The 24,131-nt window shown below is 65.8% G+C and carries 20 protein-coding genes; 14 read left to right on the top strand and 6 right to left on the bottom strand.

Translation table 11 applies throughout. From position 1 onward, the window contains the following. Positions 1–28: 28 nt before the first annotated feature. Together QP457_RS19655 and QP457_RS19650 are read right to left on the bottom strand one after the other, a co-directional pair. Positions 29–3,262, bottom strand: coding sequence for an efflux RND transporter permease subunit (locus QP457_RS19655; protein WP_205405203.1), 3,234 nt, complete (start codon positions 3,260–3,262; stop codon positions 29–31). 74 nt (positions 3,263–3,336) lie between these two features. Next, positions 3,337–4,575, bottom strand: a complete 1,239-nt coding sequence (locus tag QP457_RS19650; protein ID WP_205405202.1) for an efflux RND transporter periplasmic adaptor subunit — start codon at positions 4,573–4,575, stop codon at positions 3,337–3,339. A gap of 186 nt (positions 4,576–4,761) precedes the next feature. Here QP457_RS19650 and QP457_RS19645 point away from each other — a divergent pair, with 186 nt between their 5' ends. The 11 genes from QP457_RS19645 (at position 4,762) to QP457_RS19595 (ending at position 15,150) form a co-directional block, all read left to right on the top strand. Next, positions 4,762–6,081 carry a M20 family metallopeptidase gene (locus tag QP457_RS19645; protein ID WP_176022107.1) on the top strand — a complete coding sequence of 440 codons (1,320 nt, stop codon included), beginning with the start codon at positions 4,762–4,764 and terminating at the stop codon, positions 6,079–6,081. Positions 6,082–6,637: 556 nt separating this feature from the next. Next, positions 6,638–7,456: an NADPH-dependent 7-cyano-7-deazaguanine reductase QueF gene (gene queF, locus QP457_RS19640; protein WP_205407011.1), complete on the top strand. Its 819-nt coding sequence runs from the start codon at positions 6,638–6,640 to the stop codon at positions 7,454–7,456. A gap of 201 nt (positions 7,457–7,657) precedes the next feature. Next, the gene (locus QP457_RS19635) at positions 7,658–7,951 is read left to right on the top strand and encodes a LysM peptidoglycan-binding domain-containing protein (protein WP_025878595.1); all 294 of its coding nucleotides are present in this window, start codon (positions 7,658–7,660) and stop codon (positions 7,949–7,951) included. A 47-nt stretch (positions 7,952–7,998) separates the two neighbouring features. Continuing rightward, entirely contained in the window at positions 7,999–8,502 is a 504-nt protein-coding gene (locus QP457_RS19630) for a hypothetical protein (protein ID WP_205405154.1), read from the top strand. 133 nt (positions 8,503–8,635) lie between these two features. Continuing rightward, a complete protein-coding gene (locus QP457_RS19625; protein ID WP_205405153.1) occupies positions 8,636–9,505 on the top strand; it encodes an RHS repeat-associated core domain-containing protein in 870 nt (289 codons plus the stop codon). 130 nt (positions 9,506–9,635) lie between these two features. Continuing rightward, positions 9,636–10,061: a hypothetical protein gene (locus QP457_RS19620; protein ID WP_286040862.1), complete on the top strand. Its 426-nt coding sequence runs from the start codon at positions 9,636–9,638 to the stop codon at positions 10,059–10,061. Positions 10,062–10,290: 229 nt separating this feature from the next. Then, on the top strand, positions 10,291–12,513 hold the full coding sequence (locus tag QP457_RS19615) for an NADP-dependent isocitrate dehydrogenase (RefSeq protein ID WP_205405152.1): 2,223 nt from the start codon (positions 10,291–10,293) through the stop codon (positions 12,511–12,513). Positions 12,514–12,840: 327 nt separating this feature from the next. Beyond that, positions 12,841–13,788 (top strand): hypothetical protein, encoded by a 948-nt coding sequence (locus QP457_RS19610; RefSeq protein WP_205405151.1) that lies wholly within the window; start codon positions 12,841–12,843, stop codon positions 13,786–13,788. Next, positions 13,781–14,329, top strand: a complete 549-nt coding sequence (locus QP457_RS19605; protein ID WP_089237316.1) for an ATP/GTP-binding protein — start codon at positions 13,781–13,783, stop codon at positions 14,327–14,329. Before QP457_RS19610 ends, QP457_RS19605 begins: the two co-directional genes overlap by 8 nt. Continuing rightward, on the top strand, positions 14,322–14,738 hold the full coding sequence (locus QP457_RS19600; RefSeq protein WP_032976421.1) for a roadblock/LC7 domain-containing protein: 417 nt from the start codon (positions 14,322–14,324) through the stop codon (positions 14,736–14,738). Before QP457_RS19605 ends, QP457_RS19600 begins: the two co-directional genes overlap by 8 nt. Before the next feature lie 52 nt (positions 14,739–14,790). Continuing rightward, positions 14,791–15,150: a hypothetical protein gene (locus QP457_RS19595; RefSeq protein ID WP_205405150.1), complete on the top strand. Its 360-nt coding sequence runs from the start codon at positions 14,791–14,793 to the stop codon at positions 15,148–15,150. A gap of 64 nt (positions 15,151–15,214) precedes the next feature. Here the strand turns inward: QP457_RS19595 and QP457_RS19590 are convergent, their stop codons facing one another. Beyond that, the gene (locus tag QP457_RS19590) at positions 15,215–15,961 is read right to left on the bottom strand and encodes a KilA-N domain-containing protein (protein ID WP_205405149.1); all 747 of its coding nucleotides are present in this window, start codon (positions 15,959–15,961) and stop codon (positions 15,215–15,217) included. 178 nt (positions 15,962–16,139) lie between these two features. Here QP457_RS19590 and aceK point away from each other — a divergent pair, with 178 nt between their 5' ends. The 3 genes from aceK to QP457_RS19575 all read left to right on the top strand — a co-directional run bounded on the left by aceK (position 16,140) and on the right by QP457_RS19575 (position 19,779). Then, positions 16,140–17,870, top strand: coding sequence for a bifunctional isocitrate dehydrogenase kinase/phosphatase (gene aceK / locus QP457_RS19585; protein WP_205405148.1), 1,731 nt, complete (start codon positions 16,140–16,142; stop codon positions 17,868–17,870). A 63-nt stretch (positions 17,871–17,933) separates the two neighbouring features. Further along, positions 17,934–18,827 (top strand): energy transducer TonB, encoded by an 894-nt coding sequence (locus QP457_RS19580; RefSeq protein WP_180165272.1) that lies wholly within the window; start codon positions 17,934–17,936, stop codon positions 18,825–18,827. Positions 18,828–18,903: 76 nt separating this feature from the next. After that, complete coding sequence (locus tag QP457_RS19575) at positions 18,904–19,779, top strand: energy transducer TonB (protein ID WP_240196525.1); 876 nt, start codon at positions 18,904–18,906, stop codon at positions 19,777–19,779. 58 nt (positions 19,780–19,837) lie between these two features. On the opposite strand, the gene QP457_RS19570 is transcribed toward QP457_RS19575, so the two are convergent. The 3 genes from QP457_RS19570 to trxA form a co-directional block, all read right to left on the bottom strand. Beyond that, positions 19,838–21,412 carry a sensor domain-containing diguanylate cyclase gene (locus QP457_RS19570; protein WP_180165276.1) on the bottom strand — a complete coding sequence of 525 codons (1,575 nt, stop codon included), beginning with the start codon at positions 21,410–21,412 and terminating at the stop codon, positions 19,838–19,840. A 223-nt stretch (positions 21,413–21,635) separates the two neighbouring features. Next, on the bottom strand, positions 21,636–23,408 hold the full coding sequence (gene rho / locus QP457_RS19565; RefSeq protein ID WP_180165278.1) for a transcription termination factor Rho: 1,773 nt from the start codon (positions 23,406–23,408) through the stop codon (positions 21,636–21,638). 229 nt (positions 23,409–23,637) lie between these two features. Beyond that, positions 23,638–23,967, bottom strand: coding sequence for a thioredoxin (gene trxA / locus QP457_RS19560; protein WP_025878607.1), 330 nt, complete (start codon positions 23,965–23,967; stop codon positions 23,638–23,640). Between the last annotated feature and the right edge of the window lie 164 nt (positions 23,968–24,131).

Raw genomic sequence — 24,131 nt, 5'->3', positions numbered from 1 at the left:
GCGGCCCGCCGGAGGTGCGGGGCCAGGGTCATGCCTGCGGCTCCTGCACCGTGCCATCACGCAGCGCGCGCTGTTCACGGCGACGTGCAAGCCATTCCGAGAAGCGCTCCATGTACAGGTAGATCACCGGCGTGGTGTACAGGGTCACCAGCTGTGACAGCAGCAGGCCGCCGACGATGGCGATGCCCAGCGGGCGACGCAGTTCCGAGCCGATGCCGGTGCCCAGCGCCAGCGGCAACGCGCCGAGCATGGCCGCCGCGGTGGTCATCATGATCGGGCGGAAGCGCAGCAGGCAGGCGCGGCGGATGGCCTCGCGCGCGTTGGCGCCGGTGCGCCGCGCCTCGATGGCGAAGTCGACCATCATGATGCCGTTCTTCTTGACGATGCCGATCAGCAGCACGATGCCGACGATGCCGTCCACCGACAGGCTCAGGCCACAGACCATCAGTGCCAGCAGCGCGCCGACGCCGGCCGGCGGCAGGGTCGAGATGATCGTGATCGGGTGGATGTAGCTCTCGTACAGCACGCCCAGCACGATGTAGATCACCACCAGCGACGCCAGCAGCAGCCACACCACGTCGGTCTGGCTGCCGGTGAATTCGGCGGCCTTGCCGATGAACTGCGCATGCACGTGTGCCGGCATGTCCAGGCTGGTCTTGGTCTCTTCGATGGCCTTGACCGCATCGGACAGCGAATAGCCCGGGGCGACGTTGAACGACACCGTCACCGCAGGCAGCTGCTGCTGGTGGCTGACCAGCAGCGGCGCGCTGGACACCTTGGCCTCGGCCAGCGCCGACAGCGGGATGATGCTGCCCGCACCGACGGTGATGCCGGTGTTCTGCGCGCCGATACCGGTGGCGGTGGACGAGTTGGACGAGGTGACCTGGCCGAAGCTGGTCGCATTGGTACCGGTCAGCGCGCCGGCACCATTGGAGGCGACCGCCAGCTGTTCCATCAGCGCAGTGCTGGTGCGGAACTGCGGCGCCACTTCCAGCACCACCCGGTACTGGTTGAGCTCGGTGAAGATGGTCGAGATCTGGCGCTGGCCGAACGCATCGTAGAGCGTGTCGTCGATGGTCTGCATCGGCACGCCCAGCACGCTGGCCTTGTCGCGGTCGATGTTCAATTCCAGTGCGCGGCCCTGGTTGGACAGGTTGTTGTCGACGTCGGCCAGTTCCGGGCGCTGGCGCAGCGCCTGGGTCAGGCGGTTGGCCTGCAGTGCCACCTCCGCGCTGTCCACGTCCGACAGCGAGTACTGGTACTCGGTGGCGGCCACGCGGGTGTCCAGGGTCACGTCTTGTACCGGCTTCAGGTACAGCGCCACGCCGGGAATGCCGGCGACGGACTTCTGCAGGCGCGGCAGGATGTCATCCAGTCCATCGCGCTCGCCGCGCTCTTTCAGCACGATCGACAGCTGGCCCTGGTTGAGGGTGGGATTCATGCTGCCGGCGCCGATGAAGGCCGATACGCCGGTCACGTCCGGGTCCTTGCGCAGCGCTTCGGCCACCTGCTTGGTACGCTGCTCCATCTGCGGGAACGCGATGTTCTGGTCGGCCTGGACCACGGCGGTGATCAGGCCGGTGTCCTGTTCGGGCAACAGGCCCTTGGGAATCAACACGTACAGCAGCACGGTCAACACCAGCGCGGCAGCGGCCACGGCCAGGGTGAGGGGCTGGTGTTCCAGCACCCAGTCCAGGCTGCGCTCGTACAGGCCGACGGTGCGCGTCCACAGGTTCTGCTTGCCGGCCGCGGCGGCACGCTCGTGCGCGTCCTCGCCCTCGGGCAGCGCATCGGGCTTGAGCAGGTAGGCGCACATCATCGGGGTGAGCGTCAGCGAGATCAGCATCGACAGCACCACGGCGATGCTCAGCACCCAGGCGAACTCGTGGAACAGGCGGCCGGTGACGCCGGGCATCAGCAGCAGCGGCAGGAACACCGCCACCAGTGAAACCGTCAGCGACAGCACGGTGAAGCCGATCTGGCGCGCACCGATCTCGGCCGCTTCCTTGCCACTCTTGCCTTGTTCGATGTAGCGCACGATGTTCTCGATCATCACGATCGCATCGTCGACCACGAAGCCGGTGGCCACCACCAGGGCCATCAGCGAGAGGTTGTCCAGCGACATGCCGGTAAAGGCCATCACCGCGAAGGTGCCGGCCAGCGACAACGGCACCGCCACCGAGGGAATGATCGTGGCCCAGAACCGGCGCAGGAACACGAAGATCACCGCCACCACCAGGCCGATGGTCAGGATCAGGGTGAACTGCACTTCATGCACCGACGCGCGGATGGTTTCGGTGCGGTCGGAGAACACGTCCAGGTGCACGTCGGCCGGCAGCACGCCCTGCAGCTGCGGCAGCAGCGCGCGGATGCGCTCCACGGTCTGCACGATGTTGGCGCCGGGCTGGCGGCGCACTTCCAGCAGCACCGCCGGCTTGCCATCGGCCCATGCGGCCAGCTGGTCGTTCTCCACGCCATCGATCACTTCGGCCACGTCGGACAGCCGCACCGGGCGGCCGTTCCTGTAGCTGATGATGGTGTCGCGGTACTCGGCGGCACTGGCCAGCTGGTCGTTGGTGCCGATGCTGTAGGACTGGGTCTTGCCGTTCAACGAGCCCTTCGGCGCGTTGACGTTGGCCTGGGTGAGCGCGCTGCGCAGCTCTTCCAGGGTCAGGCCCATGTTGGACAGCTGCGCCGGATTGACCTGGATGCGCACGGCCGGACGCACGTTGCCGGCGATCGACACCAGGCCCACGCCCTGCACCTGCGACAGGCGCTGGGCGAGGATCGAGTCCGCGTAGTTGTTGACGTCGCGCAGCGGCCGCGTATCGGAGGTCAGCTTGAGGGTGACGATGGCCGCGTCTGCCGGATTCACCCGGTTGTAGACCGGCTGGTACGGCAGCGACGAGGGCAGGGTGGCCTGGCGGATCGCCGCCTGCACATCCTGTGCGGCGATGTCGATGTCGCGGTCCATCGAGAACTGCAGGATGATCGTGGACAACCCCGCCGAGGAATCGGAGGTCATCAGTTCCAGCCCGGAGATCTGCCCGAACTGGCGCTCCAGCGGCGTGGTCACCAGCGAGGCCATGGTGGTGGCGTTGGCACCGGGGTACTGGGTGGTCACCACCAGGCTGGGCGCATCGATTTCCGGCAGCGCCGACACCGGCAGCTTGCGGTAACCGAGGATGCCCAGGAGCAACAAGCCCGCCATCAACAGCGAGGTGGCAATCGGGCGGCGGATGAAGATCGTCGAAAAGCCCACGGACTGATCCTTGCTGGCACTTCAATGGCAGCGCCGGCGGGATCGCCGGCGCGGGGAAGAGCAGGGGCCTGCGCTCAGCGCGGGCCACCACCGCGGCGACCGCCACCACTCTTCTGTTCGGCGGCCTTCAGTTCGGCCTCGGTCGGTGCAGCCGGCGTCTCGCCCGGCTTCAGCGCGGTCACCTTGCTGCCCGGCTTCAGGCGGAACTGGCCTTCGCTGACCACGCGCTCGCCACCTTTCAGGCCTTCGGCGATCTGCACCTGGCTGTCGCCCACTTCCACGCCACTGCGCACAGTCTGCATCTTCACCGTGTTGTCGCCCTGCACGACGTAGACGTACTCGCCGTCTGGGCCACGCAGCACTGCCTGGGTGGGGATCACCACGCCGCCGCCGATGGTGCGCAACTGCATGCGCACATTGACGAACTGGCCCGGCCACAGGCCGTTGTCGGTGTTGTCGAACACCGCGCGCGCCTTGAAGGTGCCGCTGTCGGCGCTGATCAGGTTGTCGACCACATCCAGCTTGCCGTCGCCGCTGAGCACGTGCGAATCGGCGCGGTCCAGCGCTGCGACCGGCACGCTGCCGGCGGTCTGCGCTTGGCGCACGTCGCCGAGCTGGCGTTCGGGCAGGTTGAACAGCACGTGGATCGGATGGATCTGGGTCAGGGTGACCAGTGCGGTGCCGGCGTTGACCACATTGCCGGCGTCGACCGCGCGGATGCCGGCGATACCGGTGATCGGCGCGGTGACCTTGGTGTACTGCAGCTGCACCTGCGCCGAACGCATGCTGGCTTCATTGGCCGCCACTGCGCTTTCGTACTGTGCCACCTGGTTTCGTTGTGTATCCAGATCGGTCTTGGCCACGAACTGGCGGTACTCCGGCGCGTTCGAGCGCTGGTAGTTCGAGCGCGCGGTGGCCAGCAGGGCTTCGTTCTGGCGCTTGGAGGCAACGGCCTGGTCATAGCTGGCCTGGGCGGTGCGCGGGTCGATCACCGCCAGCACGTCGCCCTTCTTCACTTCCTGGCCTTCGCGGAAATTGAGGCTCATCAGCTGGCCGCCCACCTGCGGGCTGACGGTCACGGTGTTCATCGCGGTCACCGTGCCCAGCGCGCTGGCATACACCGGCACGTCCTGGCGTACGGCATCGACCACGGTCACCGGCACCGGGCCGGCATCGGGATCTTCACCACCCTCACGGGCGCCTGCTTCCTGCCCCGCGGCCTTGTCCTTGCCGCCACCGAGTACGCGCAGGCCGACCACGGCCAGCACCAGTACCGCCACGACCAGCAGCACGATCTTCCAAACACGTGACATTCAAGACTCCAAGAGGGCTGGACGGGGTGGCACCCCGGGTGGCAATGCGCAAAGCATACCTGTGGCCCACCGGGTTTCCTGCATGACGGATGGGACGGGCGCTCAGACCGGTGGGCGACGGTGGAGGTTCCCGTAGCGGCGAGGTTGCCCTACATTCAGGTGCAGACCCCTTCCGTGGAGATCGAGATGCGCCGTTCGTTGCTGCTGTCCGCCCTGCTGCTGGCCCTGCCGGCCCTTGCCCATGCCGAGGACGCCCAGCGCCCGGAAGTGACCGCTGCCGCGCAGCGCCTGCAGGCCAAGGTGGTTGAATGGCGACGCGATTTCCATCAGCACCCGGAACTGTCCAATCGCGAGGAGCGCACCTCCGCCGAGGTCGCCAAGCGCCTGCGTGCGATGGGCCTGAAGCCGAAGACCGGCATCGCCCACCACGGCGTGGTGGCGATCATCGAAGGCGGCAAGCCCGGCCCGAAGATCGCCCTGCGCGCCGACATGGACGCACTGCCGGTGACCGAGCAGACCGGCTTGCCGTTCGCCTCCAAGGCCACTGCGCAGTACCGCGGGCAGACCGTAGGCGTGATGCACGCCTGTGGTCATGACGCGCACACCGCCACCCTGCTGGGCGTGGCCGAAGCGCTGGTGGCGATGAAGAAGGATCTGCCGGGCCAGGTGATGCTGATCTTCCAGCCGTCCGAGGAAGGTGCGCCGCCGCCGGAAGAGGGCGGTGCAGCGCTGATGCTGAAGGAAGGCCTGTTTGCCGACTTCAAGCCGGAAGCCGTATTCGGCCTGCATGTGTTCTCCAGCGTGCAGGCAGGGCAGATCGCGGTGCGCGGTGGCCCGCTGATGGCCGCGTCCGATCGTTTCGGCATCAAGGTGATCGGCCGGCAGACGCATGGCTCGGCACCGTGGAACGGCGTCGACCCGATTGTGGCCACTGCCGATCTGATCGGCACCGCACAGACCATCGTCAGCCGCCGCGCCAACCTCTCCAAGCAGCCGGCGGTGCTGACCTTCGGCGCGATCAACGGCGGCATCCGCTACAACATCATTCCCGATGAAGTGGAGATGGTCGGCACCATCCGCACCTTCGACGAAGGCATGCGCCAGCAGATCTTCGCCGACCTGCGCAACGTGGCCGAGCATACGGCTGCCGCGCACGGGGCCAAGGCGGTGACCGACATCTACGAATCGGAAGGCAACCCGGCCACGGTGAACGACCCGGCGTTGACCGCGAAGATGCTGCCAAGCCTGCAGGCGGTGGTGGGCAAGGACAACGTGTACGAGCCGCCGCTGCAGATGGGCGCGGAGGATTTCTCGCTGTACGCCAAGGAAGTGCCGGGCATGTTCTTCTTCGTCGGCTCCACCAGCGTGGGCATCGACCCGGCGACGGCGCCGGCCAATCATTCGCCGAAGTTCCTGCTGGATGAGAAGGCGCTGGATGTCGGATTCCGCGCGCTGCTGCAGGTGAGCCTGGATTACCTGCACGGCGCCGGCACCCCGGCGGGGTGAGGGTTGCAGGCAGGGCCTGCAGCCCTGCACCCGCCGAGGCAACGGCAACAGCCGGAGCAACGGCAAAAGCTGGCTATCCGAGGGATGGCGGGGTGGATCCGGTGGCAGGGGACGGCGCAAGTACGTCCCTGTAGCCTCGGTCGCGCCATCCATGGCGCTCACGCCCCTGCCACCGGACCCACCCCGCCTTCGACAGTTTCCTGCTGCTGTCGGAACGACATCCTGCTTTGGTAGGTGTCGACCTTGGTCGACACGGCGGACGTCATGAACGTCTGAAGCATCGGCTTTTGATTTTGATTTTCCTGATCTTTCCCGTGGTGGCGGCCGCGCGCAGGAAACTGTCAGAGGCCGGGCGGGGAGGCTGGGCAGGGGCGTGAGCCGCATGGATGCGGCGACCGAGCTTACATGGACGTACTTGCAGCGCCCCCTGCCCAGCCTCCCCGCCCGGCCAAACCCAGAATCCCGGCTGTACGCGACCAACCCACCCACCACGGAGGGGCTCCGCCGTTGGCCGACCCGGCCGAGGGCCCGCCCTGCGCGCGATACAATAAGCACCATGAACACCCCACAGGACTCCAGCCTCGGTCGCGAGGTCAGTTACCCGTCGCAGTACGATCCCGGCCTGCTGTTTCCCATCCCCCGCGTCGGCGCCCGCGCCGAGATCGGCCTGGACGAGGCCGCGCTGCCGTTCGTCGGCCACGACCGCTGGCACGCCTTCGAGCTGAGCTGGCTCGACCCGCGTGGCAAACCGCAGGTCGCCGTCGCCACCGTGCAGGTGCCGTGCACCTCGTCGCGGCTGATCGAGTCGAAGTCGTTCAAGCTGTACCTGAACTCGCTCAACAGCACCCGCCTGGACAGTGCCGAAGCCCTGCGTGAGCGTCTCGTCGCCGACCTGTCGGCCTGCGCCGGTGCCCCGGTCCAGGTCACGTTCGGGCTGCCGGCGCTGCGCGAGTCGCCGCTGGGCGAGTTGATCGACGGCCTTGATGTGGACATCGACTGCTATGGCCCGCCGCAGGCGGACTATCTGTCGGCCAACGCCGATGCGCTGGTGGAGGAGACTCTGGTCTCGGCCCTGCTGAAGTCCAACTGCCCGGTCACCGGTCAGCCGGACTGGGCCACCGTCAGCGTGCGCTATCGCGGCCCGCAGATCGATCGTGCCGGCCTGCTGCGCTACCTGGTCAGCTACCGCGAGCACGCCGAATTCCACGAGCAGTGCGTCGAGCGCATCTTCAGTGAAGTGTCCGCGCGCTGCCGACCGCAGTGGCTGGAGGTGGAAGCCCGCTATACCCGTCGCGGTGGCCTGGACATCAACCCGTGGCGCGCCAGCCACGGCATCGCCGCCCCGGCCGCGACCTACCGCGAACTGCGGCAATAAGCGTCGCCGGGCATGGCCCGGCGCTACCGTGGGGCCGCCTTGTGGCGGGTAGTGCCGGGCCATGCCCGGCGAGCCCATCGGGGGCGTTCCGCCTCGATTGTTCAGCCGCCCCGGGGGGCGGCTTCACATCGGCACCATCCCCATTTAACAACCTCTATGACACCGTGCCAGCCATGTAGTCATACAGACGGGAGTGTGTGGATGAGTACCGAGAAGAAAGCCGATTTCTCCGGCGTCAGTGGCAGCGTCGACAGTACCGCCCAGCAGGTCCCCAAGGCGGACTTCTCCGGCGTCAGTGCCTCGGTGGACAGTACCGCCGAGGTGGTCAGCGGTGGCACCTACACCGTGCAGAAGGGTGATTCGCTGTCGAAGATCGCCAAGCAGCACCTGGGCGATGCCAACGCCTGGAAGAAGATCTTCGAAGCCAACCGCGATGTGCTCGACGACCCGGACAAGATCTTCCCGGGCCAGACCCTGAAACTGCCGCCGAAGTAATGCCGGCGATCCAATCGCCGTTCGACAATCCCTGTGAGGAACCCCGAATGATCAAGACGACCCCGCTTCAGAATGCCCTGCTGGCCGCGCTGCTGGGCAGTGTCGCCCTGGTGGGCTGCAAGAAGAAGGAAGAAACCGCAGACAACAACGCGGCTCCGGCAGCGACCACGCCGGCCGAAGCGCCCGCGCCGATGACCGGCGCGCCGCCGCCGATGGCTGCATCGGCCGTAGCGGTGTCGGCGGTCACCGTCGGCAAGTCTGCCGCTGCTGACAAGTCGGTGGCCACTGCCGCCCTGTTCGCGCCGAAGGATGATGTGGTCGTCTCGGTGAAGACCGATGGCGCAGCCAACAATGTCACCGTCGGCGCCAAGCTGACCTTCCAGGATGGCCAGGTGGCCGGCGAGCAGAACGCAACCCTGAACACCAGCGGTGCCGAGACCACCAACATCACCTTCAAGAATGCCAATGGCTGGCCGGCCGGCAAGTACCGCGCCGAAGTCATGGTTGATGGTAAGGCGGCCGGAACGCCGCAGGAGTTCGAGGTCAAGTAAGTCCCGCCGACTCTCTCCCGGTTGGACTCACGATGGACGCAGCCGCGAGGCTGCGTCTTTTTTTCTGGGCGATGCTTGATCGAGGGGGATCTCGGGTACGCTGAACGGGATACGAAAATGTGGGAGGGATGGGATGCTCGACTGGATTGTTCTCACGCTGGCAATGGCGTCGGCGGACGGTGAAGTAGTCACCTATGTTCATACGGATGCACTTGGGAGTCCGGTGGCTATTACGGACTCACACGGGAACGTGATCGAGAGATTTGCATACGAACCTTATGGCTCTGTCGTTGGAATCGCCGCGGCAGATGGTCCTGGTTACTCAGGCCATGTGTTTGATTCCACGACAGGTCTCAATTATATGCAGCAACGATACTACTCTCCCGAAATCGGTGCTTTTCTCAGTGTAGATCCCGTCGCTGCCTATGGTGGGAAGTCTTCCCTCTTCAACAGGTACCGATACGCCAATAGCAGTCCTTACAACTTTGTCGATCCGGACGGCAGAGTTCCTGTGGTTACGCGGATGAAGGACGGTTCGGTAAAAATCAGCTTCCCAACAAAGTTTTCAGGGGATGGTGCGACACCCAAGAACATAGCGACCTTCAAAGAGCAGGTGGCATCAATGTCAGGAACCTATGATATTGGCGGAAAGGAGACGCGCGTGACGGTCGAGGTCACTGACATTGATAAACGGACCCCGCGGGCCGCCCGTAATGAGATAAAACTTGTCAACGGGGAAACCTCCCACCGCAGCGGACGGAGTTTCGCGGAGTTAGGCGGAAAGAAGGCCGAGATCAATGTTCTGGATAGATTTGACAAGGGTGTTGTTCCTCATGAAATGTCACATCTTGGCGGTGTGGATGATCTTTATGACAAGACGACGGGGCAGCCAAATCCTGCGGGCGGCGACGGAATCATGAATAGGGTTCCTGGTGTGATTGACAGCCATGCCATCGGTGGAATCGTGGAGGGGGATTCGGCGGTTCAGAAACGGGAGCGTTGAGATGCTTGCACGGATTCTGGTTTTCTTCGCTTTCCTGTGCCCGCTCACTTCGTGGGCCCAGGAATCTAGTCTGTGGAGCTACAGTTGCGACCACTTCCTATACGGGGCCTGTCTACGGGTGCCGACAGGCATGTCCGTGACCTATGAGGCACCTGTTGACTTCGGCGTGCACCGCGTCAGACGCGAGGATCGGGAAGTCGCGTTGATCTACGAGGGCGATGCACCTGAAAGGCCCGCTCCCGGAAGCACGCCGGAGCTGCGTTTCACAGAGAGCGGATTCGCCGTGTCGGGATACGCAAAGGCGGAAGGACGTTCCACCCGGTACGACGTTTACGTTCGACCCAGCGTGTCTGGTGCCGGTTCGCTGCACATCCGAGGTGCTGCAGCGACAGCAGATGAACTCGCCAGCCTCGCCACCGTCGTTGGGGGATTCCGCATCTGCAGCTTCCAACAAAGCAAGCGCTCACAAACATTGATCTGTCCGAGGCGTGCCGAGTGGGGGCAGCGATTGTCGGAGTGGGTCATGCGTGCCTCAACGCGCGAGAAGTCGAACTAGCCATCAAGTCTCAGTTTCCAGGCCGGAAGCGAGCCAATGACGAAACACAGCGGTCCAGTACCGCCGCGTATGGCGCGGCTTTGCCCCGCGCGGCTGAAAACGCGACAATGCAGGGGTTTCCCCGGCGCGCGCCCACCCTGACGGCGGCGGAGAAAAGCGACACGGTTGCACGTGGCCCGGCGCTGGCGCCGGCCTTCCCCTGAGCACTGCTACAGAGTCCAAGTCCCCCATGTCCAAGATCCTCTACACGCTGACCGACGAAGCACCGTTCCTGGCCACCCAGTCGCTGCTGCCGATCGTCGACGCCTACACCTCCACCGCCGGCATCGCGGTGGAAACCCGTGACATCTCGCTGTCCGGCCGCATCCTCTCGCTGTTCCCGGAACTGCTGAGCGATGCGCAGAAGGTCAACGATGACCTGGCCGAGCTGGGCCAGCTGGCGACCACCCCCGACGCCAACATCATCAAGCTGCCGAACATCTCCGCCTCGGTGCCGCAGCTGAAGGCGGCCATCAAGGAACTGCAGGACCAGGGTTATCCGCTGCCGGATTATCCGGAAACCCCGGCCGACGACCAGCAGCGCGACTACAAGGCGCGCTACGACAAGGTCAAGGGCAGTGCGGTCAATCCGGTGCTGCGCGAAGGCAACTCCGATCGGCGCGCACCGCTGTCGGTGAAGAACTACGCCCGCAAGCATCCGCACCGTATGGGCGCCTGGGCGTCCGATTCGAAGTCGCACGTCGCGCACATGGCCGCCGGCGATTTCTACGGCAGCGAGAAGTCGGCCACGCTGGCCAACGCCGGGTCGCTGAAGATCACCTTCCACGGCAACGACGGCAGCACCGTCGTGCTGAAGGAAAAGACCGCGGTCAAGGCCGGCGAGATCGTCGACGCCGCGGTGATGAGCCGCAAGGCACTGGCCGCTTTCATCGGCGAGCAGATCGCCGATGCCAAGGCCCAGGGCGTGCTGTTCTCGCTGCACCTGAAGGCGACCATGATGAAGGTCTCCGACCCGATCATGTTCGGCGTAGCGGTCAACGAGTTCTACAAGGACGTGCTGGCCAAGCACGCCGACGTGCTCAAGCAGGCCGGTTTCGATGCCAACAACGGCATCGGTGACCTGGCCGCGCGCCTGCCGTCGCTGCCCGAAGCCACCCGCACCGCCATCGAAGCCGACCTGGCCGCCGAGTATGCACAGCGCCCGGGCGTGGCCATGGTCAACTCGGACAAGGGCATCACCAACCTGCACGTGCCGAGCGACGTGATCGTCGACGCCTCGATGCCGGCGATGATCCGCGACTCCGGCAAGATGTGGAACGCCGAAGGCAAGCTGCAGGATACCAAGGCGGTCATTCCGGACCGCTGCTATGCCGGTGTGTACCAGGCCGTCATCGACGACTGCAAGGCCAACGGTGCCTTCAACCCGGCCACCATGGGCTCGGTGCCCAACGTCGGCCTGATGGCGCAGAAGGCTGAAGAGTACGGTTCGCACGACAAGACCTTCCAGATCGCTGCCGACGGCGTGGTCAAGGTCACCGACGACGCCGGCGCGGTGGTGTTCGAACACGCCGTGGAAGCGGGCGATATCTGGCGCATGTGCCAGACCAAGGACGCGCCGATCCAGGACTGGGTCAAGCTGGCCGTCGAACGCGCCCGCCTGAGCAGCACCCCGGCCGTGTTCTGGCTGGACGCCGCCCGTGCCCACGACGCGCAGGTCATCGCCAAGGTCGAGACGTACCTGAAGGACCACGACACCAACGGCCTGGACATCCGCATCCTGCCGCCGGTGGAAGCGACCGCGTTCTCGCTGGCCCGCATCCGCAAGGGCGAGGACACCATTTCGGTGACCGGCAACGTGCTGCGCGATTACCTCACCGACCTGTTCCCGATCATGGAGCTGGGTACCAGCGCCAAGATGCTGTCGATCGTGCCGCTGATGGCCGGTGGTGGCCTGTTCGAGACCGGCGCCGGTGGTTCGGCCCCGAAGCACGTGCAGCAGTTCGTCGAAGAGGACTACCTGCGTTGGGATTCGCTGGGTGAATTCCTGGCCCTGGCTGCGTCGCTGGAGCACCTCGGCAATCGTTACGACAACGCCGCTGCCCGCGTGCTGGCCAAGGCGCTGGACGAGGCCAACGGTCAGTTCCTGGACAACGACAAGTCGCCGTCGCGCAAGCTGGGTGGCATCGACAACCGTGGCAGCCACTTCTACATCGCCCTGTACTGGGCGCAGGCGCTGGCTGCGCAGAACGAAGACGCTGCACTGCAGGCACGCTTCGCTCCGTTGGCGAAGGCGCTGGCCGACAACGAGCAGAAGATCGTCGACGAGCTGATCGCGGTGCAGGGCAAGGCCGTGGACATCGGTGGCTACTACCGTCCGGACGTGGCCAAGGCCGCTGCCGCGATGCGTCCGAGCGCGACCTTCAATGCTGCGCTGGAACAGTTGCGCGGCTGATCCATCGCTGCCCGGTCGTGACCTTGAAACCCGCGCTCCGGCGCGGGTTTCTTTTTTGAGGGCCGGGGTCAGATCCCTCTGCACCGCAGAGGGAGCTGACCCCACCCGTGGCGTAGGTCTACTCGGGCCAAAAACCGTGAAATCCGTCGTCTGTCGGAATGCCGTCAACACGGCATGAAACTTGCCCGCGATGGCCGTCGCAGAACGGACGCGTGCCTGTTCACTACTGCCACCAATATGAGCAGTCGATCACGACGATGGCGGCAAGCCATGGCCTAGCCTTGGCGATGCGAGACCGCCGGGGAGGTGGTCGCACGGGGAACACGGATGGCACGCGTGCTCGTAGTGGGAACCGATATCCAAGGCGAACAGGCCCTGCTGCAACGGTTGCGGCTGGCCTCGGCGTTGCCCGACGGGCAGATCCGCCGCAGCCAGGACCTGGACGACTGCGACCTGCTGGTGATCCGCGATACGCCAGCGCTGCGCAACGCGGCACTACGCATGCGCCAGCAGCGCCCGCGGCTGCACTGCTGGATCGAAGACCTCGGTGGCCAGTTGCGCGAAGGCGATGGTGGCCAGGACGTATTGGATGATGGCGCGATAGGACGCGCACTACGCGGCATGCAGGCCGGTGCCGCAGCGACACCGATCCGCCTGGCGGACGGTGCGCACGCGATCACCCGTCTATTGCGCGAGCGCCTGCCATTGCGGCAGGGCCAGGCGCTGTTGGGCGAGGGCGCAGAGCCGCTGTTGCTGCTGGATCTGGAACAGGACCAGGCGGTGCTGCTGCACGAGCCGGCCACGGTGCTGGTGGAACGTCTGGCACAGGGCTTCGAGCATCTGTTTCTGGATGCATTGCAGCTGGCGCAGCTGCAGGCACTGGCGGGTGACCGCACGCGATTGCCGCTGCGTCCGCTGCTGTGGCAATGGGCACAGCGCAGCCGCCACTGGCAGGCCTTGGACGAGCGCCTGCGCGGGGCGTCGGTGAAGCTGCTGCGCTGGCCGGATTTCCGCGTGCTCGGCCACGATCACGATGGCTTCCGTCTGTGTTCGCTGCTGCTCAAGCGTGCCTGCACGGTGGACGAATGCGCGATGCTGCTGGATCTTCCCGCCGCCGCCGTGCGCGATTTCATCCACGCCGCCTACCTGTGCGGTTATGCACAGCTGCAGGTCGCGCCTGCCGCACCGCTGTCGGGCGCACGTGCCAGCACTGCCGACACCAGCCTGCTCGCACGCCTGTGGCGCACGCTGCGCGGGAGTGACCGCGATGCGTGAGCACAAGGTGGTGGTGCTCGGCGGCATGGGCAGCGGCAAGTCGACCTTGGTACGCAGCATCGCCGCCGGCGCGGTTGTCGACACCGATGTAGCCAACAGCGACCGCGCGGGTGCGGACAAGGCGTCGACCACGGTGGCGCTGGACTACGCCGATATCGACCTGCCCAACGGCGAGCGCCTGCGTCTCTACGGCACGCCCGGCCAGCAGCGCTTCGATTTCCTGTGGCCGATCCTGCTGCAGGGCGCGCGCGGTGCCGTGCTGCTGCTCGACGCGCGTCGGGCCGGGGTGGCCGCTGAGCTGGACGCTTACCTGCAGGTGCTGCGCCCGTTCGGTCCGGCATTGGCCCTGGTGGTGGCGGTGACCCATCTCGACCAGGTGCCGGCAGCGGCACTGGATGACTGGGCCGATCGCGCCCGCCTCGATGGCCAGCCGCTGCCGTTGCTGGCCGTGGACGCCCGTGACCGCGAACAAGGACTGCTGCTGATGGACGTACTGATGAGCGAAATGGAAGCGCATGCACTGGTGGCCGCACATGGCTGATGGACAAGGCGCGCCGTTGCCGGACGCGCAGCAGCGTGAGCGCCTGCAACCGTTGCTGCAGGACCTGCAGCAACGGGTGGAAGGGGTACGGACCGTGGTGCTGGCCAGTGTCGATGGCTTTGCCCTGGTCAGCGCTGGTGCGGAGGGGCGCGGTGAACGCCTGGCGGCGATGACCAGCGCAATGCTGGCCCTGGCTGCGGCGGTGGGGCGCGAGCTGGCACTGGGCGATCTGCAGACGCTGATGCTGGAGGCCGCCGGCGGCAAGGTACTGATGCTCGCGATCCAGGCCGAAGGTCGAGCACCGCTGCTGCTGATGGCGGCCTGCGACCAGCGCAGCGTGATCGGCCAGGTGCTGTGGCAGAGCAGGGAATGTGGCCAGGCGATCCTGGCCGAACTCAGCGGATCGTGAGCCCGGCCGCAGGGGAACGAGGGGCTCGAACCAACATTGAGAGGGGTGCAACGTGGCTGGATTGAATGATTCGTTGGCTGCACTGATGGGCATCGATGGCGCGCAGGCCGTGGCGCTGGTCGACTACGAGAGCGGCATGCTGCTGGGCGAGGCCGGTTCGGGCATGGACATGGAAGTGGCTGCCGCCGGCAATACCGAAGTGATCCGCGCGAAGATGAAAACCGCGGCCTCGCTCAACCTCAACGATTGCATCGAGGACATCCTGATCTCGCTCGGAAAGGCGTACCACATCATGCGCCCGGTGGCGAAGAAGAAGGGCCTGTTCTTCTACATCGTGCTGGACCGGACCAAGTCCAACCTCGCCCTGGCGCGGCGCAAGGTGCAGGACGTGGAGGCCGAGCTGGCGATCTGAACCGGCTCGATGGCGTCGATCCCTGGCTGCTGCACGGCACGCCAGGGATCGTTCCGGTGCGATGTCACGTCGAAGGCAGCAGGAGCGTACGTACGAACGTCAGCGCCTGCGTGTCGCGCGCAGCAAAGTATCTGGGCGCGTGCAGGGGAAGCCAGGTTTCGTTGAAGTGCCGGCGGAAGTCTTCGTAGAGCTCGTTCGGATAGAGCTTTGCCTGCACGTTGCGGCCGTCTGGATAGCTGTGCTCATAGGTGTCGAAGGTGTTGGGCTCGATACCCTTGTGATCGCGCAGCCACTTGCAGAACAACCGGCCCTCGGAGATGTCCGGCACCAGCTCCTGCGGCAGGGTGTAGCCGGCCTGTTCGAGCGGCGCAATCAGGTTCAGGGTCAGCTCGTTCAACATCGAGAAGTGCGTATAAGGTACCTTCGAACGGTTCTGCATGTAGCGCTCGATGTGGGCGGGCATGACCGCGTTCGCACGGCCCTGCTGCCATTCCACCACCCACTGCGATACCTTCACCGCGAACTTGCGCGACAGCCACTGGCCGAGATTGATGGCCAGGTAGGGGTGGATCCAGGTGCCCTGCATCGCCGCATTGCCCCCGGACACCACGTGGATGAGCTGGTCCTCCGCAAGCCCGGTCTGCGTGGTCAGCTCCTCGATGAACTCGCCTGTCGATTTCAATGCGCGGTAGTCGGACCAGCGCTTGCCGACGGACTGGCAAAGCGCTGTCGCGCTGATGTAGCCGTCGCGGGCGCGCTGCGGGATTACGTTGCCTTCCTCCATGCGTGGGATCAGGGTCATTTGCTGCATGCGTCACCTTTTGCCGTTACTTGGCCTGAAATGGTAAGCAGCAGGGGGGCGCCGGGTCTGTAGGAATGGTTGCGTTTGTCTGGTTCTCCCAGGCAGAAGCAGCCGAACATGGCTCGGCGCTACACAAGCTACCCCACGCCAGCGTATGGTGGAGCCGGTCTTCCCGGGTGAGCTGTGCATGTCCAAGCCTGACATCGCTGCCGAGCTGGCGCCGCGCATTGCCGGTGCCATCCGCGATGGTTTCGAGCAGTACCACACTCGTTTCGCGGTGATCACGGCCCGCGCGCGGAAGCGCTTCGAGCAGCGTGACTGGGCAGCGGCGCGCCACGATGCGGTGGAGCGCATCGCCCTCTACGACCAGTGCATCGCCGAGCAGATGGATGCACTGCGACGGCTGGCCGGTGACGCCATCAGCGAACGCGCGCTGTGGTTGCAGGTGAACGCGCACTACAGCGCTCTGCTGCAGGATCTGATCGACGCAGAGCTGTACAAGACCTTCTACAACACCCTGGCGCGGCGGCTGTTCGCCATCCGTGGCGTGGATCCGGAAGTGGAGTTCATCGCCTTCGATGTCGAGCCCTCCGATGCAATCACGCATCCGGTGGCGCGGCATACCTATGCCATTTCGCCGACGCGGCCGGTGGAGGCGCTGCAGCGGGTGCTGGCCGACTACCGCTTTGATGTTCCCTATGCGCACCAGCTGCGCTGTGCCGCCGCCATCGCCGTGCGCCTGCAGGACGATCTGGCGCACTGGGGCGACACGCCAGTACGCAGCATCGAACTGCTCGATACCGTGTTCTACCGCGAGCGTCGCGCCTATCTGGTCGGCCGCGTGTTCGGCGAACACCGTTTCTCGCCGTGCGTGATCGCGCTGGTCAACGATGACCAGGGCCTGCGTGCCGATGCCGTGCTGACCCGGCGTCGCGATGTGGCCCACCTGTTCGGCGTGTCACGCAGCTATTTCCAGGCCGACCTGGGCACCGTTGGCGATGCCGTGGTGTTCCTGCGCAGCCTGCTGCCGGGCAAGCCGATCGACGAGATCTACACCGTGCTCGGACGCGCCAAGCAGGGCAAGACCGAGCGCTACCGGACGTTCTTCCGCCACTTCAATGAACACCCGAACGAGCGCCTGGCGCATGCCGAAGGCACACCGGGCATGGTCATGGCGGTGTTCACCCTGCCCAGCTATCCGCTGGTGTTCAAGCTGATCCGCGACCGCTTTGCCTGGCCCAAGGCGATGTCGCGCCAGCAGGTGGAGGAAAAGTACGCGCTGGTGTTCAACCTCGATCGTGTTGGCCGCCTGCTCGATGCACAGCCCTACCGGCACCTGCGTTTCCCGCGCGAACGCTTTGCCCCGGCGTTGCTGGACGAGCTGCTGCAGCAGTGCGCGCAGAGCGTGCGCGTGGACGGCGACGAGGTGGAGATCGCGTTGTGCTACGTGCAGCGTCGCTTCCGGCCACTGAACCTCTACCTGCGCGAGCAGGCTGGCGAGGCCGTGCGTGCAGCCGTGCTCGACTATGCGCAGGCGATAACCGACATGGCGCGCAACAACATTTTCCCCGGTGACATGCTGCCGAAGAACTTCGGCGTGTCGCGCCACGGCCGTGCCGTGTTCTACGACTACGACGAGTTGTGCCTGGTCAGCGACTGCGTATTCCGCGCCTGGCCCAGGCCAAGCTCCGCCGAAGAAGCGATGGCCGACGAGCCCTGGTTCCATGTCGGTCCGCGCGATGTGTTCCCGGAGCGGTTCGGGCCATTCATGGGCTTGCCGGCGCAGGAGCTGGCGGCGGTACGCGAGCACTATCGGCATCTGTTCGACCCCGCCTGGTGGCAGGCGCTGCAGGCGCGCTTTGCGGCGGGTGATTATCCGGACACACCCCCGTATTCGACTGTGCAGCGGTTGGCGTGATCGGCTGTACCGGCGGCTGGAAACTCGGGTAATCTCGGCATCTTCATCACCAAGGATCGGGCCATGATGCGTTCTCCGCTGTTTCTCGCCTTCGCGCTTGCGATCGGCACCGCTGGCTCCCTGCTCAGCACCGATGCCGCAGCGCAGAGTACGCGCGCGGTGCGGGCCACCGCTGAAGCCAGCATGGTCTTGACCGGCAACATCGATGTCGCCGCAGATGGCGCGGTCACCGGCCTGGTGCTCGACCAGCGGGCGTCGATCGCGCCTGCCATCGCTGCGTTCGTGGACGGCACGATCCGCAAGTGGCAGTTCGAGCCCACGCTGGTGGACGGCAAGCCCGTGGCGAAACATGCACCGTTGCGCGTGCGTCTGCTGGGCCGGCCCGGGGCTGACGGCAACACCGAAGTGCGCATGACCAGCGTGGACTTCAGCGAGTACGACGAAAAGGCCACCGACGCGGTGACTGCCAACCAGATGCGGCCTCCGCGCTATCCGGAAGCGGCTTTCCGCGTCGGTGCACAGGGCGAGGTGATGCTGCTGGTCAAGGTCGAGCGTGACGGCGCGGTTGCCGATGTCGTCGCCGAACAGGTGAACATGGGCGTGGTCGCCCCCGAGCACGCAATGAAGAAGATGCGCGACATGCTGGCCAAGGCCAGCATCAGCGAGGCCCGCAAGTGGACGTTCACGCCGCCGACCTCCGGTGAGGACAAAGGCCTGGCGTTCTGGACCGTGCGCGTGCCGGTCACCTTCGCGCTGAGCGAGACGGGCAGCAGGCAACCGCCCAGCCCCTACGGGCGCTGGCAGGCCTACATTCCCGGCCCGCGCCAGCAGGCCCCGTGGCGCACCACCGGGGATGCCGCGCAGGTCGGCAGTGACCTGTTGCCGGCCGGCGGCGTGTACATGGTCGACGGCGCCACCCGCGGGCTGCGTCTGTTGACCCCGCTTGCCGAGCAGTGATGTCGGCCAACCGACCCCAGGTTGCATCGGCCCGGGCGTCAGACTTCATCGTTTTCATGCACAAGGAGTGGCTGTGATGCGTTCTTCTCTTTTCCTGGCGTTGGCCCTTGCCGTGGGTGGCGGTGCGGTGCTGATCGATACCGCCGCTGCGCAGACCGCGCGCGAGGTACGCAAGCAGGCCGAGGCAAGCATGACCCTCAGCGGCGTCATCGACATCGGCCGCGAAGGCCAGGTTGAAATGTTCCAGCTCGACCGTCGCGAAAAAGTCGATGCGGGTATTGCCGGCTTCGTGGACAACGCCGTGCAGGGCTGGCGTTTCGAACCGGTGCTGGTCGATGGCAAGCCCGTACAGGCACGCACTGCGGTGCGCCTGCGGCTGATCGCCGACAACCCGGACGAAGGCAGCATGCGTGTGCGCCTGGTCGATGCCAATTTCAGCAAAGCAGGTGGCGAGCGTGAGGTCAGCACCGACAAGGTGACCAGCAACGGACTGCGCGCGCCGGAGTACCCACCGATGGCGGTGACGATGCAGGGCGAGGGCACGGTCATGCTGCTGGTCAAGGTCGGCCGTGATGGCAGGGTGGCTGATGTGATCGCCGAGCAGACCAATCTGACCGTGATTGGCACCGCGCGCGCGATGAACCAGCTACGCGATATCCTGGCCAAGGCCAGCGTCAGGAATGCGAAACGTTGGACGTTCACCCCACCCACCACTGGCGAGGCAAAGGATCGCGACTTCTGGACCGTACGCGTACCGGTGCGCTACGCCTTCGAGGATTCGCGCGAGCGCTACGGCCGCTGGGCCGCCTACATCCCCGGCCCGCGCCAGCAGGCGCCGTGGAAGACCGGCGAGGACGCCCTGGTCGCCGGAACCGATCTGCTGCCCGAAGGCGGTGTGTACATGGTCGGACGCGCGCAGGAAGGCCCGCGCCTGCTCACCCCGCTGGGCTGATGCGTCATTGCGGGATGCCCCGGACCGGTCCCGGCGCATCCCGCTTCAATCGGTGTGCTCAATCGGCGTGCGGGTACACCACGACCCGGTTGCGGCCCTGCTCCTTGGCCAGGTACAGGGCCTTGTCGGCCAGGCGCAGTGCCTGTTCCGGATCGGTGTGGAAACTGGGGAAATGGGCCACACCCAGCGATACGGTGATCGTGCCCACCGGCGCGAAGGGTTCGTCGGCGATGGCCTGGCGCAGGCGCTCGCCGGTCTGCCGGGCCGCTTCGATGCCAACGCCCGGCAGCAGCACCAGGAACTCCTCGCCACCGGCGCGGCACAGCACGTCGGTCTCGCGCGAATGGCGGCGCATCTGTTCGGCGATATGCACGATGGCCGCATCACCGACGTCGTGACCGTGGCTGTCGTTGATCGACTTGAAGCGGTCGATATCCAGCGTCAGGATCGCAAACGGCAGGCCCTGCGCCTGCAGTGCGTCGAGCGCCTGCTGCAGTCCGCGACGGTTGAGCAGGCCGGTCAGCGGATCGGTGCGGCTGGCCCGGTTGAGCGTGCCGATCCGATCCTGCAGCGCACTGAAGCTGTACAGCACGGCCTGTTTCAGCTGCGCCACTTCGAAGTACCAGGCTCGGATGCCATTGACGTGGCTGATCGCATTGCCGGTGTCTTCGCCATCCTGCACGTTGCGCGCCAGCTGCCACAGCGGCAGCGAAATGCGGCGGGCGAACCACCAGGTGATCAGCAGCGACAACACGCCCAGCGGAATGGCATTCCAGATCACCGCCGACATCAGCCGTGACAGCGGTTGCAGCGTCGCCTCGGTCGGGCGCTGCGCGACAATGCCCCAGCCGGTTGCCGCGACGGGCGCGTAACCGGCCAGCATCGCCACCTTGTGGTTGTTGAGCACCTGCTGCGCACCGCGCTGGCCGCGCATCACCTCTTTCACCGCCGGGTTGTTCAACGCGTAGGTGCCCACTTCCTTGGCGTTGTTGTGATAGATCAGACGTCCATGGCGGTCCACCACGTACAGGTAGGAACCATCGCGGTAGTAGTGCGTACCCAGCAGGGTGTTGAGCGCACTGCGCTGGCGCAGGTACAGGGTGCCGCTGACATAGCCGCGGTACTGGCCGCTGCGGTCGAACACCGGGTGCGAGATCGAGATCAGCAGCTTGCCGGTGGCCGACTGGTAGGGATCGCTGATCATCGGCTCGCGCCGATCGAGTGCTGCCTTGCTGCCGGCGCTGCGCAGGATCTCGCCCTGCAGCTGCAGGCTCTGCGGCGAGGTCGCGATCACCCGCCCGTCGCTGGCCACCACCAGCGAGGAGTTGAAGCTGCTGGACTGCAGCTGCAGGCGGCTGGCCTCATCCTGCGCCTGGGCAGGGTCCATGTCGCTGTTGCCTAGCCGGGTTGCGGCATAGGCCAGCTGCTGCTGCGCGGCCAGCAGGAAGTTCTGCGTGGTCTCGGCCAGCTTGGTGGCATACACGCGGTTGGCTTCCAGGGTGTTGCCCACCAGCTGGTCGCGCTGCACGCGATAGCTGGCAAGCAGCGTATTGGCCAGGGCGATGACGGCGCTGAGCAGGGCCAGGGCAAGGATCAGCTTGCCCAGGTTGAGCCGGGGGGACAGTGTGCGCATGCGGTTGAAGGATCGGGCAGGGCTGGACCCGCCGGATCCTCCGGATGGGGCGACAGCGGGAATCGGCGGCCCGGCCAGCACGGCCGGGGCGGAGAGTCAGGCATTTTTCCCGCAGATTATCGCCAAAACGCCGGCCCGCGAAGTGAAGCCGTCTGTCCTGCCGCCTTCCAAAGAAAAAGCCCCGCATCGCGGGGCCTTTTCGTAGTGCATCAATGCCGCGCGATCAGCGCTTCATCGAACCGAAGAACTCGTCGTTGGACTTGGTGTTCTTCATCTTGTCGAGCAGGAATTCCATCGCCGTCATTTCATCCATCGGATGCAGCAGCTTGCGCAGGATCCAGATCTTCTGCAGCAGCTCCGGCTCGATCAGCAGGTCTTCGCGACGGGTGCCCGAGCGGTTGATGTCGATGGCCGGGAACACGCGCTTTTCAGAGATGCGGCGGCTCAGGTGCACTTCGCTGTTGCCGGTGCCCTTGAACTCTTCGTAGATCACCTCGTCCATCTTCGAGCCGGTATCGACCAGCGCGGTGGCGATGATGGTCAGGCTGCCGCCTTCTTCCACGTTGCGTGCGGCACCGAAGAAGCGCTTCGGACGGTGCAGGGCGTTGGCGTCCACACCACCGGTCAGCACCTTGCCCGAGCTCGGCACCACGTTGTTGTAGGCACGTGCCAGGCGGGTGATCGAGTCGAGCAGGATCACCACGTCCTTCTTGTGCTCTACCAGGCGCTTGGCGCGCTCGATCACCATTTCGGCCACCTGCACGTGGCGCGCGGCCGGTTCGTCGAAGGTCGAGCTGATGACTTCGCCGCGCACGGTGCGCTGCATTTCGGTCACTTCTTCCGGGCGCTCATCGATCAGCAGCACGATCAGGTGCACGTCCGGATGGTTGGTGGTGATGGCCGTGGCGACCTGCTGCATCATCATCGTCTTGCCGGCCTTCGGCTGGGAAACGATGAGCGAACGCTGGCCCTTGCCCTGCGGTGCCATCAGGTCGAGGATGCGACCGGTAATGTCTTCCGAGGAACCGTTGCCGCGCTCCAGGGTGAAGCGGCGACGCGGGAACAGGGGGGTCAGGTTCTCGAACAGCACCTTGTTCTTCGACGCTTCCAGCGGCTCACCGTTGATGGTGTCCACGATCGACAGCGCGAAGTAGCGCTCGCCGTCCTTCGGGAAGCGGATGCGGCCGGACAGGTGGTCGCCGGTACGCAGGTTGAAGCGGCGGATCTGGCTGGGCGAGATGTAGGTATCGTCCGGGCCGGCCAGGTAGCTGGCTTCGGCCGCGCGCAGGAAGCCAAAGCCGTCCGGCAGGATTTCCAGCACGCCGTCGGCGGCCACGCCGTCACCGTGGCGGGTCAGTACCTTCAGCAGCGCGAAGATCACGTCCTGCTTGCGGGCACGGGCCACGCCTTCGGAAATCTGCAGCTGCTCGGCGATATCCAGCAGTTTCTGGGCCGGCATGCGCTTGAGGTCGCTCAGCGAATAGACCGGGAAGCCCTCGGGCACGTTGGCGTGCGGACGCGGTACGAACGGCTGCTGTTCACCGTTGTCGTTGGGCATGCCGTCATCGCGGAAGCGACCGCCGTTGCCGCCACCACCGCCACCGCCATTGCGATCACGGTCGCGGCGGTTGCGGAAACGGTCACGGCGGTTGCCCTGGCCCTGCTGGCCCTGCTGGCCGCCCTGGTTGTAGGGGTTCTGGTTCTGGCCGCCGCCCTGGTTGTTCTGCTGCGACTGCCGCGGCTGGCCGGATTCGCGGCCCTCACCACCTTCGCCACCGCCACTGCTGGCAGGGGCCTCGGCGGCGGGTGCGCTCGGCGCGGAAGGCGCTGCGGCCGGTGCCGGCGCTTCGGGCGCGGCTGCCAGCGGCAGGGCAGGCTGCGCCGGAGCGCTGGTTTCGGCGGCGGCCGGAGCGGCAGCCTTGGTTACGCGGGCTTTGCGCACGCGCTTTTCGGCGGGCGCATCAGCGCTACCGGTTTCGGAAGTGTTATCGGACAAGAGCGTTATTCCTCGCTTGAAGGTGCGAGCGCCCGGCTGGGGCGGCGAACATTGGGAATGGGTCTGGAAGAAACTGCGTCCAGAAGATGCGGCACGCGAACGCGGCCGGATATGCCGACACTATCATCGGCCCGCGGCGCCACGCAAGGGTCGCCGGATACGGTATTCAGTCAGGCGCCGGGGCGCCCGCCCGGCAGCCGTGGAAAACGGCTGCCGGTCACCCGCAGGATCAGGCCAGGGCCTTGTCCAGCAGGCCGGCCAGCTGGGCCTTGCCAACGGCACCAATCTGCTCGCCGACCTTCTCGCCATCCTTGAAGACGACCAGGTAGGGAATCGAACGCACGTGGTACTTGGCGGCCAGCGCGCGGTTGTTGTCCACGTTGACCTTGGCGATCTTGGCGCGGCCCTGGTAGGCATCAGCCAGTTCGTCCAGTGCCGGGGCGATCATCTTGCAGGGGCCACACCATTCGGCCCAGAAATCGACCAGCACCGGTTCCTTGGAATTCAGTACGGCGCTATCAAAGTCGGCATCGCCGACGTGTACAACCTTGTCGCTCATCTTGGTTTCTCGTCTTGGATTGCACCCGGCCAGGCCGGAGGTGGGTGAACTGGGCCATGCCCGGTGGCGTGACCCTCGTCGTTGCCTCGCGGCGGACTGCCACGGTGCGTTCGGCGGGATGCCTGGACGCTCACGGCCGGCAGTGTACCCCTATCGCAGGGCGC

The organism is Stenotrophomonas sp. As-7, assembly GCF_030291015.1.
Taxonomy (GTDB): Bacteria; Pseudomonadota; Gammaproteobacteria; order Xanthomonadales; family Xanthomonadaceae; genus Stenotrophomonas; species Stenotrophomonas lactitubi.
This window is presented reverse-complemented; position numbering and strand designations above follow the sequence as displayed.

Coding starts and splice junctions, on each gene's coding strand:
- QP457_RS19615 (WP_205405152.1), top strand. CDS start 10,291: ATGTCCAAGATCCTCTACACGCTGACCGACGAAGCACCGTTCCTGGCC.
- QP457_RS19605 (WP_089237316.1), top strand. CDS start 13,781: ATGCGTGAGCACAAGGTGGTGGTGCTCGGCGGCATGGGCAGCGGCAAG.
- QP457_RS19610 (WP_205405151.1), top strand. CDS start 12,841: ATGGCACGCGTGCTCGTAGTGGGAACCGATATCCAAGGCGAACAGGCC.
- QP457_RS19570 (WP_180165276.1), bottom strand. CDS start 21,412: ATGCGCACACTGTCCCCCCGGCTCAACCTGGGCAAGCTGATCCTTGCC.
- QP457_RS19625 (WP_205405153.1), top strand. CDS start 8,636: ATGCTCGACTGGATTGTTCTCACGCTGGCAATGGCGTCGGCGGACGGT.
- QP457_RS19645 (WP_176022107.1), top strand. CDS start 4,762: ATGCGCCGTTCGTTGCTGCTGTCCGCCCTGCTGCTGGCCCTGCCGGCC.
- QP457_RS19650 (WP_205405202.1), bottom strand. CDS start 4,575: ATGTCACGTGTTTGGAAGATCGTGCTGCTGGTCGTGGCGGTACTGGTG.
- QP457_RS19620 (WP_286040862.1), top strand. CDS start 9,636: ATGTCCGTGACCTATGAGGCACCTGTTGACTTCGGCGTGCACCGCGTC.
- QP457_RS19575 (WP_240196525.1), top strand. CDS start 18,904: ATGCGTTCTTCTCTTTTCCTGGCGTTGGCCCTTGCCGTGGGTGGCGGT.
- QP457_RS19635 (WP_025878595.1), top strand. CDS start 7,658: ATGAGTACCGAGAAGAAAGCCGATTTCTCCGGCGTCAGTGGCAGCGTC.
- QP457_RS19630 (WP_205405154.1), top strand. CDS start 7,999: ATGATCAAGACGACCCCGCTTCAGAATGCCCTGCTGGCCGCGCTGCTG.
- queF (WP_205407011.1), top strand. CDS start 6,638: ATGAACACCCCACAGGACTCCAGCCTCGGTCGCGAGGTCAGTTACCCG.
- QP457_RS19600 (WP_032976421.1), top strand. CDS start 14,322: ATGGCTGATGGACAAGGCGCGCCGTTGCCGGACGCGCAGCAGCGTGAG.
- QP457_RS19590 (WP_205405149.1), bottom strand. CDS start 15,961: ATGCAGCAAATGACCCTGATCCCACGCATGGAGGAAGGCAACGTAATC.
- QP457_RS19580 (WP_180165272.1), top strand. CDS start 17,934: ATGATGCGTTCTCCGCTGTTTCTCGCCTTCGCGCTTGCGATCGGCACC.
- aceK (WP_205405148.1), top strand. CDS start 16,140: ATGTCCAAGCCTGACATCGCTGCCGAGCTGGCGCCGCGCATTGCCGGT.
- trxA (WP_025878607.1), bottom strand. CDS start 23,967: ATGAGCGACAAGGTTGTACACGTCGGCGATGCCGACTTTGATAGCGCC.